The organism is Peribacillus suis (assembly GCF_059384845.1).
This window is the reverse complement of sequence record NZ_CM182019.1, coordinates 2,405,158-2,423,937: the sequence shown is the minus strand read 5'-3', so window position 1 is coordinate 2,423,937 and position 18,780 is coordinate 2,405,158. Positions and strand designations below refer to the sequence as shown.

The 18,780-nt window shown below is 39.5% G+C and carries 16 protein-coding genes and 1 riboswitch; of the genes, 13 read left to right on the top strand and 3 right to left on the bottom strand.

Annotated features, from left to right (window positions below):
- Positions 1–106 precede the first annotated feature (106 nt).
- The 3 genes from AC503W_RS11740 (at position 107) to AC503W_RS11730 (ending at position 4,081) form a co-directional block, all read left to right on the top strand.
- Positions 107–307 carry a cold-shock protein gene (locus tag AC503W_RS11740; RefSeq protein ID WP_034307871.1) on the top strand — a complete coding sequence of 67 codons (201 nt, stop codon included), beginning with the start codon at positions 107–109 and terminating at the stop codon, positions 305–307.
- Positions 308–526: 219 nt separating this feature from the next.
- A complete protein-coding gene (locus tag AC503W_RS11735; protein WP_494914259.1) occupies positions 527–2,440 on the top strand; it encodes an ATP-dependent DNA helicase in 1,914 nt (637 codons plus the stop codon).
- Positions 2,441–2,551: 111 nt separating this feature from the next.
- Positions 2,552–4,081 carry a carboxypeptidase M32 gene (locus AC503W_RS11730; RefSeq protein WP_494914257.1) on the top strand — a complete coding sequence of 510 codons (1,530 nt, stop codon included), beginning with the start codon at positions 2,552–2,554 and terminating at the stop codon, positions 4,079–4,081.
- 45 nt (positions 4,082–4,126) lie between these two features.
- Here AC503W_RS11730 and AC503W_RS11725 read toward each other — a convergent pair whose 3' ends face one another.
- Positions 4,127–5,779, bottom strand: a complete 1,653-nt coding sequence (locus tag AC503W_RS11725) for a b(o/a)3-type cytochrome-c oxidase subunit 1 (protein WP_494914255.1) — start codon at positions 5,777–5,779, stop codon at positions 4,127–4,129.
- Positions 5,776–6,255, bottom strand: a complete 480-nt coding sequence (locus AC503W_RS11720) for a cytochrome c oxidase subunit II (protein ID WP_402869078.1) — start codon at positions 6,253–6,255, stop codon at positions 5,776–5,778. Before AC503W_RS11720 ends, AC503W_RS11725 begins: the two co-directional genes overlap by 4 nt.
- Positions 6,256–6,786: 531 nt before the next feature.
- Positions 6,787–6,888, top strand: a riboswitch (purine riboswitch).
- Between the two features lie 160 nt (positions 6,889–7,048).
- Here AC503W_RS11720 and AC503W_RS11715 point away from each other — a divergent pair.
- On the top strand, positions 7,049–7,648 hold the full coding sequence (locus AC503W_RS11715) for a xanthine phosphoribosyltransferase (RefSeq protein WP_402869076.1): 600 nt from the start codon (positions 7,049–7,051) through the stop codon (positions 7,646–7,648).
- On the top strand, positions 7,641–8,957 hold the full coding sequence (locus tag AC503W_RS11710) for a nucleobase:cation symporter-2 family protein (RefSeq protein ID WP_402869074.1): 1,317 nt from the start codon (positions 7,641–7,643) through the stop codon (positions 8,955–8,957). Before AC503W_RS11715 ends, AC503W_RS11710 begins: the two co-directional genes overlap by 8 nt.
- A gap of 362 nt (positions 8,958–9,319) precedes the next feature.
- On the opposite strand, the gene AC503W_RS11705 is transcribed toward AC503W_RS11710, so the two are convergent.
- Positions 9,320–9,772 carry a chemotaxis protein CheX gene (locus AC503W_RS11705; RefSeq protein WP_402988082.1) on the bottom strand — a complete coding sequence of 151 codons (453 nt, stop codon included), beginning with the start codon at positions 9,770–9,772 and terminating at the stop codon, positions 9,320–9,322.
- Positions 9,773–9,947: 175 nt separating this feature from the next.
- Here AC503W_RS11705 and AC503W_RS11700 point away from each other — a divergent pair, with 175 nt between their 5' ends.
- The 8 genes from AC503W_RS11700 (at position 9,948) to AC503W_RS11665 (ending at position 18,765) form a co-directional block, all read left to right on the top strand.
- Positions 9,948–11,036 carry a type III polyketide synthase gene (locus tag AC503W_RS11700; RefSeq protein ID WP_402869071.1) on the top strand — a complete coding sequence of 363 codons (1,089 nt, stop codon included), beginning with the start codon at positions 9,948–9,950 and terminating at the stop codon, positions 11,034–11,036.
- On the top strand, positions 11,036–11,566 hold the full coding sequence (locus AC503W_RS11695; RefSeq protein ID WP_402869069.1) for an isoprenylcysteine carboxyl methyltransferase family protein: 531 nt from the start codon (positions 11,036–11,038) through the stop codon (positions 11,564–11,566). Before AC503W_RS11700 ends, AC503W_RS11695 begins: the two co-directional genes overlap by 1 nt.
- Before the next feature lie 152 nt (positions 11,567–11,718).
- A complete protein-coding gene (locus AC503W_RS11690; RefSeq protein WP_402988084.1) occupies positions 11,719–11,877 on the top strand; it encodes a hypothetical protein in 159 nt (52 codons plus the stop codon).
- Between the two features lie 182 nt (positions 11,878–12,059).
- Positions 12,060–15,770 (top strand): dynamin family protein, encoded by a 3,711-nt coding sequence (locus AC503W_RS11685; protein WP_494914252.1) that lies wholly within the window; start codon positions 12,060–12,062, stop codon positions 15,768–15,770.
- A gap of 26 nt (positions 15,771–15,796) precedes the next feature.
- Positions 15,797–16,564 (top strand): DNA polymerase beta superfamily protein, encoded by a 768-nt coding sequence (locus AC503W_RS11680; protein ID WP_402988089.1) that lies wholly within the window; start codon positions 15,797–15,799, stop codon positions 16,562–16,564.
- A 4-nt stretch (positions 16,565–16,568) separates the two neighbouring features.
- Positions 16,569–17,396, top strand: a complete 828-nt coding sequence (locus AC503W_RS11675) for a sulfurtransferase (RefSeq protein WP_427686956.1) — start codon at positions 16,569–16,571, stop codon at positions 17,394–17,396.
- Positions 17,397–17,513: 117 nt separating this feature from the next.
- Positions 17,514–18,359 carry a 5'-3' exonuclease gene (locus AC503W_RS11670; protein WP_402988796.1) on the top strand — a complete coding sequence of 282 codons (846 nt, stop codon included), beginning with the start codon at positions 17,514–17,516 and terminating at the stop codon, positions 18,357–18,359.
- A gap of 112 nt (positions 18,360–18,471) precedes the next feature.
- Positions 18,472–18,765, top strand: coding sequence for a DUF6123 family protein (locus AC503W_RS11665; RefSeq protein ID WP_402988092.1), 294 nt, complete (start codon positions 18,472–18,474; stop codon positions 18,763–18,765).
- Positions 18,766–18,780: the final 15 nt, after the last annotated feature.

Here is an 18,780-nt window from a genome sequence, read left to right as displayed (position 1 = left end):
TATTCTGATAGTGAATTATTTTTGTTCAGATTTAAGGAATACCTTATTAATCAGTGAGCAAGGATAGTAATATAATGTGTGGCAAACACACTAGGAGGCAACAAAAATGGAACAAGGTAAAGTAAAATGGTTTAACGCAGAAAAAGGTTTTGGATTCATCGAACGCGAAGGTGGAGACGATGTATTCGTACATTTCTCAGCTATCCAAGGAGAAGGTTTCAAAACACTTGAAGAAGGCCAAGATGTTACATTTGATGTAGAACAAGGTCAACGCGGACCGCAAGCATCAAACGTAAACAAAGCTTAATTCAACCTTATAGTATTTACAGACAGGCTCTCTAGGGAGTCTGTCTTTTTGTTTTTTGGCAATCCCTAGCAATATAAACACCATAGTACATAAAACTTTTTAATAGCCATGACAAAATACCTTGACTATGTGAAGGAATTGAAGGATAATATACTTTTGCCTAGATATATTTTAAAACCTGAATTCATATACTTAAGATAGATAAAAGGGGAGACCAGGATGCTAAAAACACTGCCTTTTTCGGTAACAAAGGAAGATTCTTTTTATGATAAGCTTTCAGAATGGATGGGTGATGTTTTTTACGATATTCTTCCCGAAAAAGGATTCGAGCTACGCGACGAACAAATATTCATGGCTTTTCAACTAGAAAAGGCCTTTAAGGAAAAAAATATAAGTTTCGCAGAAGCTGGTGTAGGGACGGGTAAAACATTGGTTTATCTGTTATATGCAATCTGTTATGCCAGATACACCAATAAACCGGCAATCATTTCCTGCGCTGATGAGACTTTGATTGAACAACTCGTTAAAGAAGAAGGCGACATACAAAAAATAAAGAGCGCCTTAGGTATTGAAGTGGATGTTAGGCTTGCGAAATACCACGATCAATATGTATGCCTAAAGAAGCTGGATCATGCTGTGAATCATGAGGATTCTGAGGGCATCGATCAGCTATTTGATGAACTCCCTAAATTTGTGCATAACAATTCATCCATGAATGCTTATACGCCTTATGGGGATCGTAAACAATATCCATACCTTAATGATGAAGATTGGTCTAAAGTAGGCTGGGACCAGTTACAAAATTGCTTTACCTGTGATAAACGTCAGCGTTGTGGACAAACACTTTCCCGTGATCATTACCGGAAATCAAGTGACTTAATCATTTGTTCACATGATTTCTTCATGGAACATGTTTGGACGAAAGATAAGCGCAAGCGTGAAGGACAACTACCGTTATTGCCAGAACATAGTTGTGTAATCTTCGACGAAGGTCATTTACTCGAATTCTCTGCACAAAAGGCTCTAACATATAAAGTGGGTGAACAAACCCTCGCTTCAGTTTTGGAGTTGTTAACAGCTAATCAAGTGCGTGAGGAAACGCTGTACATCATAGAAGATTTAATTGATATAAACGAAGAGTTTTTTGATTTGCTCAACGAAAAGGCAATTCATGTAAGTGGTTCAAACCGATATGAAATACCGATGTCGAAAGAAATCACCAATTTTGCTAAAAGACTTCATGAAAAGGTGGAAGAACTAGAAGAAAGCCTTGTTTTTGAATCGGAAATGTATACGATTAACGACTATGATTTGAAAGTCACTGAAGAGTATTTAGAACAGTTGGGATACTCACTTTCTCTCTTCGTGAAAGATGAACAAGCCGTTTCGTGGTTTGAAGAAAATGAAATGACTAAAACGTTGGTCATCATGCCTAGACTTGTCCAGGATATTTTATCTGAACAAGTATTCTCGAAAAAAATTCCATACATTTTTTCATCAGCGACCTTATCCGATAATAAATCATTCCAATATATTGCGGATAGCTTGGGGATTAAAAAGTTCGATAGCTTCTCGGTTGAATCTCCATTTGATTATGAAGAAGTGATGAAGATGAACATGCCGACCTTTGAAAAAGGAGATCGGTTAGCTAAACTCAATTATACAATGGGAACAATTGAGGAGAACAAAGGACGGACACTCGTATTGTTTCAATCAAAAGAAGAGTTGCTTTGGTTCAAGGAGAACTGCAGGAAGGGTGATTATCCTTTCTATTTTGAAGGTGAATCGGAGATTAGCGACCTTGTTAAAAAGTTTCAGGAAGAAGAGCATTCCGTTCTGTTCTCCTATCATTTATGGGAAGGCCTGGATGTACCGGGAGATTCATTGCAGAATGTAGTTATACACTCCCTCCCATTCCCGCCACATGATCCTGTATTCGAAGCTAAGAGGAACTCGGTCACCGATCCATTTGAAGCCGTTGACCTCCCGTATATGCTTCTTCGTTTACGTCAGGGTATTGGACGTTTAATCCGGACCAGCAACGACTCTGGAACTGTACAAATACTGATTGACAATGATTTATCAAATCAAGTTAAAGAAAAAATCATTTCTGTCCTTCCGGTATCTCTTTAATAAAAAAACATGTTAAGGTCCAAGGGAAATCCCCTTGGACCTTTTATGAATTCAATTCGTTCTGATGTGATTTTCCCTTGTATAATATGGTAAAGTGTAATGTGAAAGGGGATGTTTTATTTGACAGGTAGCGTGGAGCAAGTAGAAAGAGAATTTAAAGAATACGTCAAGAAAATATCGGCATATAACGAGGCGCTTGCACTCATATTCTGGGACTTGCGTACGGGAGCTCCCAAAAAGGGTGTGGAGCAACGATCTGAAGTGATTGGGGTGCTCTCCTCTGAAGTTTTCAATATGACCACAAGTTCCGAAATGAAGCGGTTTATTGATGAGCTCACAACAGAGAAAGCAGAACGAAAACTTAGTGAAGTAACGATGAAAATGGTACAGGAATGTAAGAAAACCTTTGAGAGAAATAATAAGATTCCAGCAGATGAATATAAGGAATTCGTGATATTACAATCCCGTTCGGAAAGTGCGTGGGAAGAAGCAAGGGAAAAAGCGGACTTTTCTATATTTGAACCTTACCTTGAGAGAGTTGTCGCCTATACTCGTAAATTTGTTGAATATTGGGGATACAAGGACCAGCCATACGATACTTTGTTAGATATGTATGAACCGGGTATGACCGTTGAGATCCTAGATCGAGTATTTGGTGAGCTTCAGGCGAGCATCGTTCCCTTGGTCAAGCAAATTGCCGATAGTAAGCATCAACCTGGGACAGATTTCCTTTATAAGGAATTTCCTAAGGAAAAACAACAGCAATTCAACCACGAAGTTTTAAAACAAATCGGGTACGATTTTAAGACTGGTAGGCTTGATGAAACCGTCCATCCATTTGCAACTGGAATCAATAGAGGCGACGTTCGTGTTACGACCCGGTATGACGAACGTGATTTTAGAGGCGCAATTTTTGGCACCATCCATGAGTGTGGCCACGCTATTTACGAGCAGAATATTGCTGAGGAGTTAACGGGTACACTTCTCGATAGTGGGACTTCGATGGGAATCCATGAATCTCAATCTTTATTTTTTGAAAACTTCATTGGCCGAAGCTTAAGTTTCTGGAAAAACCAATATTCGCTTTTAAAGGAGTTTGCTCCCGAGCAGTTCGCGGATGTTGCACTTGAAGATTTCTATCGTGGAATTAATGAATCGAAGCCTTCTTTTATCCGTATTGAAGCCGATGAGTTAACATACCCACTACATATCATGATTCGCTATGAATTGGAAAAGGCTCTCTTTAATGGTGAGCTTGAAGTGAAGGACTTACCAAGTGCATGGAACAAAAAATACGAGGAGTATCTGGGTATCATACCTGAAGATGATGCAGTGGGTGTTTTGCAAGACGTCCATTGGTCTGACGGAAGTTTTGGGTATTTTCCATCCTATGCACTTGGCTATATGTATGCCGCTCAATTTAAACATGCGATGCTGCAGGATTTACCACAATTTAATGAACTTTTGGAAGCAGGTAACATTGAACCTATCAGGAATTGGCTTAACGAAAAGGTCCATAAATTCGGTAAGTTGAAAAAACCCTTAGAGATTTTGAAAGAAACAACGGGGGAAGGTTTGAATGTGCAATATTTAATCGAGTATCTAGAAGAAAAGTATAAAGCGGTTTATAAAGTTAAATAACATGGATAAAGTGAAGCCTTGGCAACTTGCCAAGGCTTTCTTTAATCACCATAATTTAAAACCCTTTGAACCTGGTGGGGCATTTTGAATGATATCAATAAATGGAATGGTATAGGCGAAAAGAATAAGTGCTGCGGTTATTCCAAGCCATAATTTCCAGTTTTCAAAAACGAGAGAAATCGTTGCATCCTCATTTGATTCACCTACTGGGAATTCTTCATTTCCCTTTGGAGCAAAGAAGGCCAATTGGATGAAAATAATAATATATAAAACGATTCCAATAAATAGTATGGTTCCACCGATTGCCTGGGCGATTTGATAAGGAATCCACTCAAGTGCCTGTGTTGACTCCCCATAAGTAGAAAAAGATGAGCGACGAGGTGCACCCAGTAGTCCGGCAATATGCATAGCCCCAGACATGATGGACATTCCGATTGCCCAAAAGATACCTTGAATGATGGCTAATTTATTAAGTTTTTTAGTCAATATCCGTCCAGTCAAATGAGGAACCAGCCAATAAGAAATGCCGAAAAAAGTTAGAATTACTGAAGTGGCCAATGTTAAATGAAAATGTCCCGTTACCCATATGGTATTATGAACAACCTGGTTCAATTGGTTCGATGCATTGACAAGTCCCCCGGCTCCAGCTGGGACAAAAGCCACCATCCCGATAAAAGGAACGGTAAAACGGGCATCGCCCCAAGGGAGTTTTAGGAACCATCCGAATAAACCTGTAGCATTTTGTGAACGTCCGTATTTTTCAAAAGTGCCGAATAAAGAAAAAGCAGTCATTAAAGAAGGGATTACGACCAAGAAAGTTAATACAACTTGTATATATTTCCAAACAGGGTCTATTCCTGGCTCAAGCAATTGATGATGAAGCCCGACAGGAATGGAGAACAACAGAAATAAAATAAAAGACATCCTCGCTAATGAATCCGAAAATATTTTACCGCCAATGATCTTAGGAATCACTACATACCAGCACATATAGGCTGGTAGCAACCAGAAATAAACAAGTGGATGACCAAAATACCAGAACAAAGTCCTGCTTGCTAAAATGTTAATCGAATCAACCCATCCTAAAGACCAAGGAAGAAGCTGGAACAAGACGGTGATAGCGACCCCTAACGTGGCTACGAACCATAATAAAGTATTGACCACAGCCATGAAACATAATAAGGGGCTGGATTTTCCCTTGTTATTTTTCCGCCATTTATGGTATGTCACCAATAGGGAGCCACCGCTAAACCAACTGCCAACGATGACAAGTGTCAATCCCCCATAGAAAATAGGATGGGCTTGAAGAGGGGCATAAAAAGTATAAAGGACGGAAGCTTCGTTTAATAACACCATAAGAGCCGCCATTGCCGTTCCAACTGTCATTGTCCAAAAACCAACCCAGCCTGAGAATCTTGCCCATTTGGTTAAAGGTCCTATGGTTATACTGACTGCTGAAAGATGAAACCCCAAAATGAAGAAGGTCGTAAGAATTAGTGCGAGTAAAACGCCATGGACAGTAAGTAGTTGATAATAGGTTATTCCTGCAGGCAATTCGACTTTGCCTGAACGTACAAGTGTTTGAAGGAGTCCCGCAAAGCCCCCTAGTCCCAAGGCAATGATGGCAACATAGAAATGTGCCATGGAAAGCTTCGCATCAAGTGGGTGAATTTTTTCGTTATCAATAGCTTTTGTCATTTTGAAACCACCTCAATTTGAGAGCTCATCATATGGTGACCAACTCCGCAGTATTCATTGCATATAATTAGGTTTTCCCCCACTTTATTGAAAGTAGCGGTATATTCACTGACATAACCAGGTTCAAGCATCATATTGACATTTGTCCCGGCTACTTCAAATCCGTGGATGACATCCTTGGTTGTCGCAATGATTTTGACAGTCGCCCCCTTTGGAATCTCCACCTTTGCTGGGCTGTACGAAAAAGCCGAAGCCACAAATACTAATTCATAATCCCAATCCTTTCCGTCTACTTTATGTAATCCGGGGTCATTGAAGGGGGCAGTGGTATCAACCTTTTCAGGGTCGATGGTTACTAAACAGCTTGGTGGCTGGTTCCCTAAATAGAAAGCACTTACCCCTAGAACTGTTAAGAAAATGAGTAGGGCGACCGTTCCTAAAATGAGCCAAATCTTTTCAAACTTATGCATATGCATCATTTATCCTCCTCACTTAACCTAAACGACCCGTAAATAAAAAATAAATGCTGACCCAAATCACTATTAGAAAAATTCCAAGTAGTAAAACCGAAGCGAGTGTGCCTTTCAAATCAGAATCTTGTTTTATTTGTGTTTTGTTCTTGCCAGTAGGTTCGGACATTTTTTCACACCTTTCCCATTAGAAAAAAATAGAGTAACTAAGCTACTTAATCATACAAAAGTACCAGATGAATAGTAGCTGTTTTTTCTCATTTCACAAATTGTTCAATCATTGTCTTAACAAGTTGGAAATAGGGGAATATTGAAACGTTAAGGAAAGTGTTGGTTTGAAAGGAAGGTGTATTGTGAAAGTATTGTGAAGTTTATGAACTTTCCATTTATATTCCATACGAAAGGATATCTCCAAGATATATATTTTTGAATTTTCAAATAACACGAATGATAAACTATCATTTTAATTTAAAGTTCGTTTTTTTATCAAGTTTTTCTTTTCAAATTGTGAAGGCATTGTTATAATTCTTGTATTATTAAAAATAAATTTTTTTCACTCGTATAATCGCAGGAATATGGCCTGCAAGTTTCTACCGGATTACCGTAAATAATCTGACTATGAGTGAGTAATAGATCTTGTCGCGACTTGAAGGGACTTTATATATCCTTTTTCATGAATGCCCAAGAAATATTGCTTCACTCTACTATGTGATGCAATGTTTCTTGGGCATTTTTCATTTACCAGGAAACAATGACATGACTTAAAATAATCAATCATCTTAGATTGGGAGGAATCTTCATGCAACTATTAAAAGAAAAAATATTGTCAGAGGGGCAAGCGTTATCTAAAGACATTTTAAAAGTGGATTCATTCTTGAACCACCAAATGGATCCTGTGCTAATGAAAGAAATCGGTAAAGAATTTGTAAAACGATTTGCACATAAAGAGATAACAAAGGTGCTTACGATTGAATCTTCGGGGATTGGACCAGGTCTTATGGCAGCTTTGGAATTGGATGTTCCATTAATTTTTGCTCGTAAACGTAAATCCCTTACATTGACTGAGGGGCTAGTGACGGCATCGGTTCATTCCTTTACTAAAAAAGAAACCAATACTATTTCCGTATCGGATAAGTATATTAAAGCCGGTGATAAAGTCTTAATAATCGATGACTTTTTAGCTGTTGGACAGGCTGCCCGGGGGTTGGCGGATATTTGTAAACAGGTAGGCGCTGAAGTGGTCGGTATAGGAATCGTTATAGAGAAAGCTTTCCAAAGTGGTGGCAAAGATCTTAGGGATCAAGGTTTCCAAGTTGAATCCTTAGCAAGGATCAAGGAGTTGAACGTAGGCCAAATAACATTCATTGAGGAGCGGGAAGGAGCTATCGTTCATGTCTGAAAATCAATCCCCATTGAAAGTTGCATCGTTAGGGTTACAACACGTTCTTGCAATGTATGCTGGTGCCATTGTTATCCCCCTTATTGTTGGTGGTGCTATGGGATTGAACTCGACACAGCTGACCTATTTAGTTTCAATCGACATTTTAATGTGTGGTATTGCGACTTTATTGCAAGTCGTAAAAATGAAATATTTTGGGATTGGCCTTCCTGTAGTACTTGGTTGTACTTTCACCGCAGTAAGTCCGATGATTGCAATTGGTACTCAGTATGGGATGAATAGCATTTATGGGGCCATTCTGGTTTCAGGTTTGATTGTGGTTTTGATCAGTAAGTTTTTTGGGAAGCTATCGAGGTTCTTCCCGCCTGTTGTAACAGGATCGGTAGTTACAATCATTGGAATTACGCTCATTCCAGTGGCCATTAATAATCTGGGGGGCGGACAAGGAGCGGTTGATTTTGGTTCCTTGAATAATGTAGCCCTTGGTTTTGGAACGTTGCTATTCATCATTTTGATGTATAAGTTCTCAACGGGCTTTGCCAGGTCCATTGCTATTTTACTTGGATTATTCTTTGGGACATTTGTGGCTTTCTTCATGGGTAAAGTAGAATTCAGTGCCGTAGAGGGCGCTTCATGGCTTCATATGCCACATTTTTTCTATTTCGGTTTTCCTGAGTTTAATATCACGGCCATCATAACCATGACCCTGGTTGCTGTAGTAAGTTTAGTGGAATCAACAGGTGTTTACTATGCTTTGGGGGAAATCACAGATAAAGAAATTTCTGAAGATGACTTGGCGCGGGGGTATCGTTCGGAAGGATTGGCCAGTATAATCGGTGGTCTGTTTAATGCATTTCCATATACGGCTTTTTCGCAAAATGTGGGCCTGATTCAATTATCGGGCATCAAAACAAGAAATGTCATTTATGTAGCTGCGAGCATGCTCATATTAATTGGTTTCGTACCTAAAATAGGTGCGTTCACAACGATCATTCCTCCATCCGTTTTAGGAGGCGCGATGGTAGCCATGTTCGGGATGGTGATTGCAGCGGGAATTAAAATGCTGAGCAGGGTGGATTTTTCCTCCCAGGAAAATTTATTGATCATTGCCTGTTCAGTAGGTATGGGAATAGGGGTGACGGTTGTTCCCGAGGTGTTCGCAAATATTCCTGGCGGCATCCAGATTCTAACCGAAAATGGTATCGTTGCTGGAAGTTTAACTGCGATCTTCTTGAATATCATTTTCAATGTTATCCCGACAAAAGGGAGAGTAAAGAAAGTGCGTATCGAAGGACAAAAAGTAGCCTGATTATTTTCACATGATCAAAAAATGAGACTGTCTTCCTTATCCGGTTCGGTGGGGAGGCAGTTTTTATTTGTCCCCTAGATAACTGAATTAAAATGGTTGGTTTAAAAAATAAAAAGGAAACTCTCTTCACTTTCTGAATATATTATTAGTATCTGTTTAAGAAAGAAAGTGATAGGAATGGAAAAAAAATATTGTATGCATTGTCGGACCATTTTGAATCAGGAATGTAGATGTTTTGTCTGTGGGAAAGAGGAATTTCAGAACATCATCATACAAGTACAAAATCAATCTTCCGTGGAGAAAGAAGAATGAAAGAACCCCCTTACCAGATATGAAGGTAAGGGGGTTCTTTCATGTTGAAACTAGCTTTCAATCATCAGAATAATATGAAGGGTTCCAGCCCCTTCGAGGACGACAGGCAAATTGATGGCTTGATTGAAGCCATACATTTTCGTTTGACCGACAAGGACGGTTGGTGGTGTTATATCCATTAAGGTATCATCATTTGCTAAGGAAGATGCGAGATTACCTGCAAGCATATTACCAAGCTCTGCGGCGAATGACTCTAGCATTTCGCCTTCTAGAGGCATTCCAAACATGACTTCACCTATTTTACTTACACAGTCACTTGTTCCTTCGATAATTAATCTACCCCGAACGGCACCCGTCATTCCAATAAGTACAGAGATGGATTCCTGTTCAAAAGGTTGCATAATGAGGGAAGGCTTCTGGACATCCGAAGAAAAAGGAAGGACGGACTTCACTGCTGAAATCGTACCGTTTAAAACTTTCGTAATGCTAGCGCTGATTTCCATTTAAATTCCTCCGATTGTATGGTTAATCCTATAATATCAAATTTATAGGGTGAAATACCTATTTTATTGAAAAAAATAATGAAAAAATACGTATTTAAGACTACGTGGTTTTTTAGAATCAAATTCAAAGGGAATGGGAAGCTTAACCATATATTGCTTAATAAGGAGTGAATTCATGTCATATCTTTTATCTGCTTCCCACATAAAACTCCCTTATCAACTTTCACAGGAAAAAATCATGGAGTTTTCCCGCGAAATTTTCGGTGCATCTTTTAAGAATATAGAACGATTATTGCAGGCGTTCAAAAACGGCCAAGTTGAAAATAGGTATTTTTCCAATGACCTGGATTGGTTTAGGGAAGATCATACTTTTCAAGAAAAAAATGAAGTATATGTTAAACAGGCTGTCGAATTCGGAAAAGAGGCCGTAGAAAAGTGTTTGGCTAATACTGATTTCTTGAAAAATGGGATTCATCCTAATGAAATTGACGCCTTTTTTTATATTTCAAGTACTGGAATAGCCACCCCAACCATAGATGCGAGGATCATGAATGAACTTCCTTTTAATTCTCATATGAAAAGGATACCGATATGGGGGCTGGGTTGTGCCGGGGGGGCAAGTGGCCTATCACGCGCATTTGAATATTGTAAAGCGTTTCCGAAAGCAAAGGTTATCGTATTGTGTGTAGAACTGTGTAGCTTAACCTTTCAGAAAAATGATATTTCCAAAAGTAATTTAATTGGGACCTCTTTATTTTCCGATGGAATTAGCTGTGTCTTGATCTGCGGTGATGATGCTAAGGTTGAAGGAAAATCAAATAAAGACCACCATCTGCATTTCTTGAATTCACAATCCACCCTTATGCCCAATTCATTGGATGTGATGGGGTGGGATTTGAAAGACCAGGGCCTCCATGTCATCTTCTCAAAAGACATACCTACTATCATCAAGGAATGGCTTAAACCGAACGTGGAAGACTTTTTAAAGGAGGAAGGACTTAGACTTGGGGATATTAAGGATTTTATAGCCCACCCTGGCGGAAAGAAGGTTATTGATGCCTATCATGAATCGTTAGGTTTCAACGAAGGGATGACGGCGGAATCAATGGCGGTTTTAAGAGAGTTTGGTAATATGTCATCGGCTACGATTTTGTATGTACTGGAGAGATTCATGAAGCGTAGTGGTCAAACTGGTCAATATGGTCTTGCCGCTGCATTGGGGCCAGGATTTTCATCTGAATTAGTATTAATGAGGTGGAACTGATGCTATTTGGGATTTTTATAGGCTTGATTGCCTTACAGCGCCTTGCTGAATTATACATCGCCAAGCAAAATGAAAAGCAGATGAAGAGAATTGGGGGAGTCGAGTATGGAGTGGACCATTATCGGTGGATGGTCCTCTTGCACTTGAGTTTCTTTTTAGCACTCATATTTGAGGTAGTTGGATTTACTAGAGCTTTTTCTCCCCTTTGGCCGATTTGGTTATCGTTGTTTTTATTGGCCCAAGTAGGCCGGGTTTGGGTGATCATGTCTCTTGGTAAGCATTGGAATACAAAAATCATAGTCGTTCCTGACGCGGAAGTAATCATCAAAGGCCCCTATAGGTATGTTAAACATCCGAATTACCTCATCGTGGCCACTGAAATAATCGTTATTTCACTGTTATTCAATGCTTATTATACAGCAATGATATTCAGCCTTTTAAATGTCTGGATGATGTCAGTGAGGATACCACTAGAAGAAAGGGCTTTAAAAGAACATACGGAATATTCTACAGCTTTTAAGCAAAAATAATAAAAAGTTTGGTTTTCTTATTGAAAATGATTATCGTTCGTGATAAGATTCTAAATGAAGATGAAAATTATTCTCAATGGTTGTATTGAAAAGAAAAACTATGACATTTAAAACTAAAAATGTACGAATATAAAAGAGGATGGTGTTTTGTAATGATTTGGTTATTCATTTTATTGACAGTCGCTACATATACATTTGTGATGAAACATGTGTTGAATAATATCCAAAAACCGGCTAAGGTGAATCGTTCTTTAACCCAGTCAAATAACGAAAATCAAGCTAGTTACCACCCAACACCCTCACCTCGGTAAGAATCTGCATTCAGTAAAGCAATAAGCCTTATGAAAGCCCACAAAATTGTGGGCTTTTTTGAGTTTTCCAATGCATTACGGCGTCTTTTACTAGTAAAACATCAAGCAAACGGTATGAATAACAAACGAAATCGTTTACAATAGGAGTATCAAAATGACGATAGAATAAGGGGTATGGAAAGATGATTTCTGAAGTAACCAAGCAACAGTCTAAATTGGGGATTTTGACTGCCATGTATGAAAAATTCCAATTGGCAGGCGATACGGGTAATGCCGATAAACTGAAACAGTTAATCATGAAAGTGAATAAAGAAGAATTTATCATTGCTTTTTGTGGTCATTTTTCCGCAGGGAAATCAAGCATGATCAATTACTTTTTGGGTGATCAAGTATTGCCTTCGAGTCCGATTCCTACGAGTGCCAATACAGTTAAAGTTCAAAAAGGAGATGACTATGCCAAGGTCTTTTATCATCATCAGCCACCGGTAGTATTTCCTGCACCATATGATTTTAAAGAGGTAAAGAAATTCGCCAAGGACGGCGATTCCGTATCGGCCATTACCATTAGCTCCAATCAGTTTCAATTGCCAGATTCTTGTGCAATCATGGATACGCCGGGAATTGACTCGACCGATGATGCTCACAGGGTATCGACTGAATCAGCCTTGCATCTAGCAGATGTCGTTTTTTATGTTATGGATTATAACCATGTCCAATCTGAAGTGAATTTCCTTTTCACGAAAGAATTAGTAGAAGCGGAAAAACCGACGTACTTAATTATCAATATGATTGATAAGCATGATGAAAATGAGCTGAGCTTCCAGAATTTTAAATTATCGGTTTCAGAAGCTTTTGCGAATTGGAATGTATATCCTGATGGAATCTTTTTTACGTCTGTTAGAGATTTGGACAATAGCGAGAATGAAATTGAAACTGTGCGGAATTTTCTGTATGAAATGGCGGAAAATGGTTTGTCGAATGGCAAGGACGCCATTATGCAATCTGCGAATGCTCTTGTTGAAAGACATCTTATCTGGTTAAAAGAGCAGTATGAAGAAGAACACGCCAGTGAATTTGAAGTCCTGTCGGAGCTTCCTAATGAAGAGCGGATAAAGTTGACAGGCCAAGTGGATAAACTAATCAAGGAAAAGGGATCTTTAACGGATCGCTTGGAGAAGATAAAAGCCCAGTTTGCCGAGGATTTGGAAGTCATTTTGAAAAGCGCGTATATCATGCCGGCAACTACTCGCGATTTGGGAAAATCATTCTTGGAATCCGTCCAGCCCGATTTTAAAATGGGATTATTATTTGCAAAGAAAAAAACGGAAGCTGAACGTGCGGAGCGCCTTCAATCCTTCTTAGCTGATTTGCAAGAAAAGGTTAAGACTCAACTTGAATGGCACCTTAAAGAGTTGGCGGTAAAGACTCTTACTGAGGCAGAAGTACATGATGCAACGCTAGAAAGTGATGCCCAGACATTACATATCGAGATTACAGAAGAGTATATCCGGAAATCTCTGAAACCACAGGTCAATGTTACAGGGGAATATGTATTGAACTATACCAATGACCTAGCTTCCACGATTAAAAAGAAGTCCCGTGATGAAGCGGATGTATTTTTCAATAAAGTGATTGTCGCCCTGGAAGAAAGAATTGGTTTACAATCAGAATCCATTGATAAAGAGCTGGAAGGTTTTGCTGATTTTGCAGAAGCCCTTAAGGTTACAGCAGCAATGCACGGTGAAATAGCCGCTCATAAGGAACAGTTGGATGCCATTGCTAATCAGACTGTACAGTCAGCCAAGGAAAGTGATATTGAGGCACTTCTGACTCAATGGGATGAAGAAGATAAAAATATCAAGGTTAAAATAATGAATACGAGTGAAACCGAAGCGGTAAATCAGGAAAAGAAACAGAAGCCATCCCAAACGTCCATGGAAGAAAAAAAGGTGCAAATCGAATCGGTCACCCCTTCTATGAGTAAAGGGGACTTACGTGGTAAGGAAAAATTGATGGATACGGCAAGAAACTTACAAAGTGCAGCCAAACTGATTCAACCTTTGAAAGGTTTCCAATCGCTCTATAAAGAATTAACAGAGAAGGCGAGTAGACTCGAAAAGCAGACATTCACTGTTGCATTATTCGGTGCTTTCAGTGCCGGCAAGTCATCTTTCGCCAATGCATTGATGGGGGAAACCGTTTTACCGGTATCACCGAACCCTACCACTGCCGCAATCAATAAAATCTTGGCTTCGGACAGTGAACATCCACATGGTACAGCGACTGTTAAATTAAAAACCGAAGAAATGCTCCTAGAGGATGTGAAATTGGCTTTAAGTGCGTTTGGCCAAACTGCCAAGTCACTGAGTGAGGCACATCAACTAGCTTTGGAGATTATCGAAAAAGCGGGTGAAGTGGATAAAGGGAAAACTCATCTATCCTTCCTTCGTGCGTTCCATCAAGGAATGCCGCCATACCAAAAAGATTTAGGGTCAGTCATAACGGTGGATTTGGAAGGATTCAAGAGTTTTGCAGCAGAGGAATCGAAGTCATGTCTCGTGGATTTGATTGAATTACGTTACGACTGTGAAATGACAAAGCAGGGCATGGTGCTTGTCGATACCCCTGGAGCGGATTCCATTAATGCCAGGCATACTGGAGCTGCCTTCGAGTATATTAAAAACTCGGATGCGATTCTCTTCGTGACCTATTACAACCATCCCTTTTCAAAGGCTGACCGAGAATTCCTGATCCAACTTGGTCGCGTTAAGGATTCTTTTGCAATGGATAAAATGTTCTTTATCGTCAATGCAGTCGATCTTGCCCAGAATACTGACGAGTTGGAAGAAGTGATGGAGTATGTTACGGATCAATTGAATGGCTTCGGTATCCGTTTTCCAAAGCTATTCCCGCTTACTAGTAAAGGTGCTTTGGCAGAAAAGAAACTTCCTGGTTCATTCAAGCACTCTTTCCTTCAGGATAGTGGAATAACGGAATTTCAATTGCAATTCGATTCGTTCATCGAACATGACTTAACGGGGCTTGCAATCGAATCGGCGCAGGCGGCTGTACGAAGGACCGAAGAATTAATGCGTGATGTTATTACGGCCTCTAAGCAAGATGAGAAAGCCAAGCAAAAGGCCCTTGAGACATTGGCGCAAGAGGCTCAGACCATAACAGGCATTTTGGAAGTCATTAAAGGGGATGCCGAAAAACTACGGTTGAAAAAAGAGATTGATGAATTGACTTTCTATAGTAAACAACGGGTGTTTTTCCGGTTCAATGACTTTTTCAAGGAATCATTCAACCCTGCTGTCATAAAGGACGACGGACAGGACTTGAAACAGGTCCTTAAGTTAGCCTTAAAGGACCTACTCGAATCATTAGGATTCGACCTATCACAGGAAATGCGTGCCACAGCATTGAGGACTGAGATGTTTGTCAATAAATTGTTGAATGAAAAACAAGTCGGTTTGCTCCAACAGATCCAGAATGTCCGAAAAACAATTTCGTTACAACCATATGAACCAAGTGAGAAAGAGTCCCTTGAGTTCACAAGTGCTTTTAACCAAATGGATGCGGGTGAATTCAAAAAAGAGTTAGCTCAGTTCAAGAATCCAAAAAGCTTCTTCGAAAAAAATGAAAAGGTAAAAATGAGTGAGGATATCCAATTGCGCTTGGATGAGCCTGCCTTAATTTACGTGAAAGAACAGGGTGCCCGTCTTTTTGAATTATATACAACGATTCTGGATCAGGAATTGCTATCGATTCAAAAGAAATTCCAAGCGGAAATAGCCGATGTGTTTGCTGGGTTACGTGCTGCTTTAGAGGAAAAGGTAGATTTACCTTACTATGAGGCTGCTGTAGAAAAATTGGTAAAAATGAATTCTTAGAATAATAATGAAAACGAGGTTACTTTATGAAAGAAAACCTTATTTCACTTTTGTCCGAACTTGAAAAGCGTGAACATATTAAAATCATGATGGCTGCTGTAACAGGCAGCCATTCTTTTGGTCTATCATCATCAAGTTCGGATTTCGATGTCAGATTTATTTATGTCCAAAATGAAGTCAAAACCTATTTATCGATAAGCAAGCCTGTCGACTCCATCCAGTTGGTTGAGGGCTCTTTAGACCTCGTAGGATGGGATTTGTTCAAGGCCTCCCGGCTCATGTTAAAGAGTAACCCTTCTGTTTATGAGTTAGTTACGTCTCCCATTCAACTTATCGACGAGCCAACCTATCGCAGAAATATGCTAAGTTTAATGAATGTAGCTTATTCCAAAAAGGTTTTAGGGCATCATTACCTCCGCATGATTATGAGCAATATTCAACGATTGGCTGAAGAAAAGGATACGGAAATTAAAACGTTTAAAACTTGGGTACAAGTTTATCGATCGTATTTGACGTTACACTATCTAATCCAAAAAAAATCGCTACCACCCATAGATGTGTGGGAATTGCTGGAGTCCGTGGTGCTTGAAGAAGATATGAAAAAGAGGATGACTACAATATTCATGGCTAAAAAAAACGAAGATTTTCCGAAACTTGCAAGTGAAGAAAATCTTAAGGTCTTGAAAGGAACATTCCCCTTCTTGGAAGAGAATGTAACAAAGCTTCCGGTGGGAAGGGACATGGAGAAGGAACTCAATCATATAAATTGGTCCATTCTAAAGGGGGAGAGATAGTAAAATGGGATATATAATAGAGGTAGAAGAGTTAATATCCATGAGCAAATTAGAGGATGTCAGAATTTGTGATTGCCGATATAAGCTTGGGTCACCAGAAGTGGGCGGTAAAGAATACGAAAAAGAACATATTACAGGTGCCGTATATTTTGATTTAGAAAAAGACTTATCTGGACAGGTTGAAGAACATGGAGGGAGACATCCGCTTCCGAATTTGGTTCAGTTTAAAAATAAGCTAGAATCATATGGAATAACCAACGATACAATTTTAGTTGCCTATGATGGTGGGGAGGGTAGCTTCGCTTCAAGATTCGTTTGGCTGCTTTCCTATATTGGGCACCAGAATGTCTACATCCTGAATGGTGGATATCAGGCATGGAAGGATGGATGGTACCCTTCGGATTCCAATATACCAGAATATAAACAGGCAGAATATCGACTACACATACATGAACCCATTTTGGCTTCTTACGAAAAGGTGAAGGAGTTTAGCGAAAAGAGACCGGATGACGTGGTGTTGATAGACTCAAGGGAAACTAAACGGTTCTTAGGAATTGTAGAGCTTATCGATAAAAAGGCAGGGCACATACCGGGGGCAATCAATAAGGTATGGACGAATGTTCTTGATGGGGGATATTTCTTGAAAAGGGATGAACTGAAGAAAACATTCGAGGGTATTAGCGGTGATAAGGAAATCATCGTTTATTGTGGTTCAGGTGTGACGGCTTCTCCCAATTATATTGCACTGAAGGAAGCCGGTTTCACTAATGTCAAGGTATATGTAGGAAGCTTCAGTGACTGGATTTCCTACCCGGATAATCCTATAGGATGATTAAGTTATTTCCAATTAACAATCCTCAAAAAGGTGTACAGCTATGGTAAAATAGATATACATCATGATAGAGGTGATAAAGTGTTAACGAATGAAAAAGAACAGCAGCCTTCCTTTATGCTTGTCGATGGAATGGCACTTTTATTTAGAGCCTTTTATGCAACGGCTGTCACAGGCCAGTTTATGATTAATTCTAAAGGGGCCCCCACAAATGCTGTACAGGGTTTCTTAAAGCATATGCTCACAGCGGTAAATCATTTCTCCCCTAGTCATATTGCAGTTTGCTGGGATATGGGTAGTAAAACATTCCGTAATGAATTATTTGATGGGTATAAGGCGAACAGAACGTCTGCCCCAGTGGAAATGATTCCACAATTCGAATTAGCGAAACAAGCGGTCGAGGCTTTTGATATTCCTAATATAGGGCTTCCAGGGTATGAGGCCGATGACTGTATCGGTACCATTGCAAAAGCTTCAGCCAATCATAGTCGCGTCGGAATCCTAACGGGTGACCAAGACATGCTTCAGCTGATTGAAGATAACATTTCCGTTCTCTTACTAAAAAAGGGTTACGGCAATTATGAAGTGCATAACCCCACTAGTTTCTTTGAATGGAAAGGGATTACCCCTAGACAAATGATCGACCTTAAAGCATTGATGGGTGATACTGCAGACAATTATCCAGGTGTAAAAGGGATCGGGGAAAAAACAGCGTTGAAGTTATTGATACAATATCAAAGTATTGAGGGTATCTTGGAAAATGTTGCTTCATTGACGAAGGGACAGCGGACAAAGATTGAATCAGCTCTTGATATGCTTCATTTATCAAGGCAGCTGGCGGAAATCAAATGTGATGTTCCGATATCATGTACCTTAGATCAGGCAATCTATCGATTCGACCGCGAGAAAGTCCAAAATCTTGCCAGGGATCATGAATATAAAACACTATTGCGGATGATATAAAATGAAATGAGCGAATTCCTTATGATAGGGAATTCGCTTTTTATTTAAATAGGGGTTTTTGTCGAAAAATGGATAGGCAAAATCCCTAATTTACGGTAAGATGTAAAAAAGTATGAATGTTGGAGTGGATGCAGTAGTGGGGCAATCAACTGAAGAATATGTGAGATTTCTTGAAGGAAAAGGTTTCTCTTTCGGAGATGATGCCATAGGCTTTATTTATTTTGGCAAACGGTATACGGAAGCGAGTGATACTTTAGTCAATACGGCAATCGAATTGACCTTGAAAATCCAAAAAAAGTTCGATGGCAGTTTTTATATCTCCTTCCTTGAAAACCTAAAGCAAAATGACATTGAAACGCGCTTTGCAGCGGTAGCGTTCGCTAAAGAACAAGGTTTACTTAAATAGGCTGGACTTCGTAAG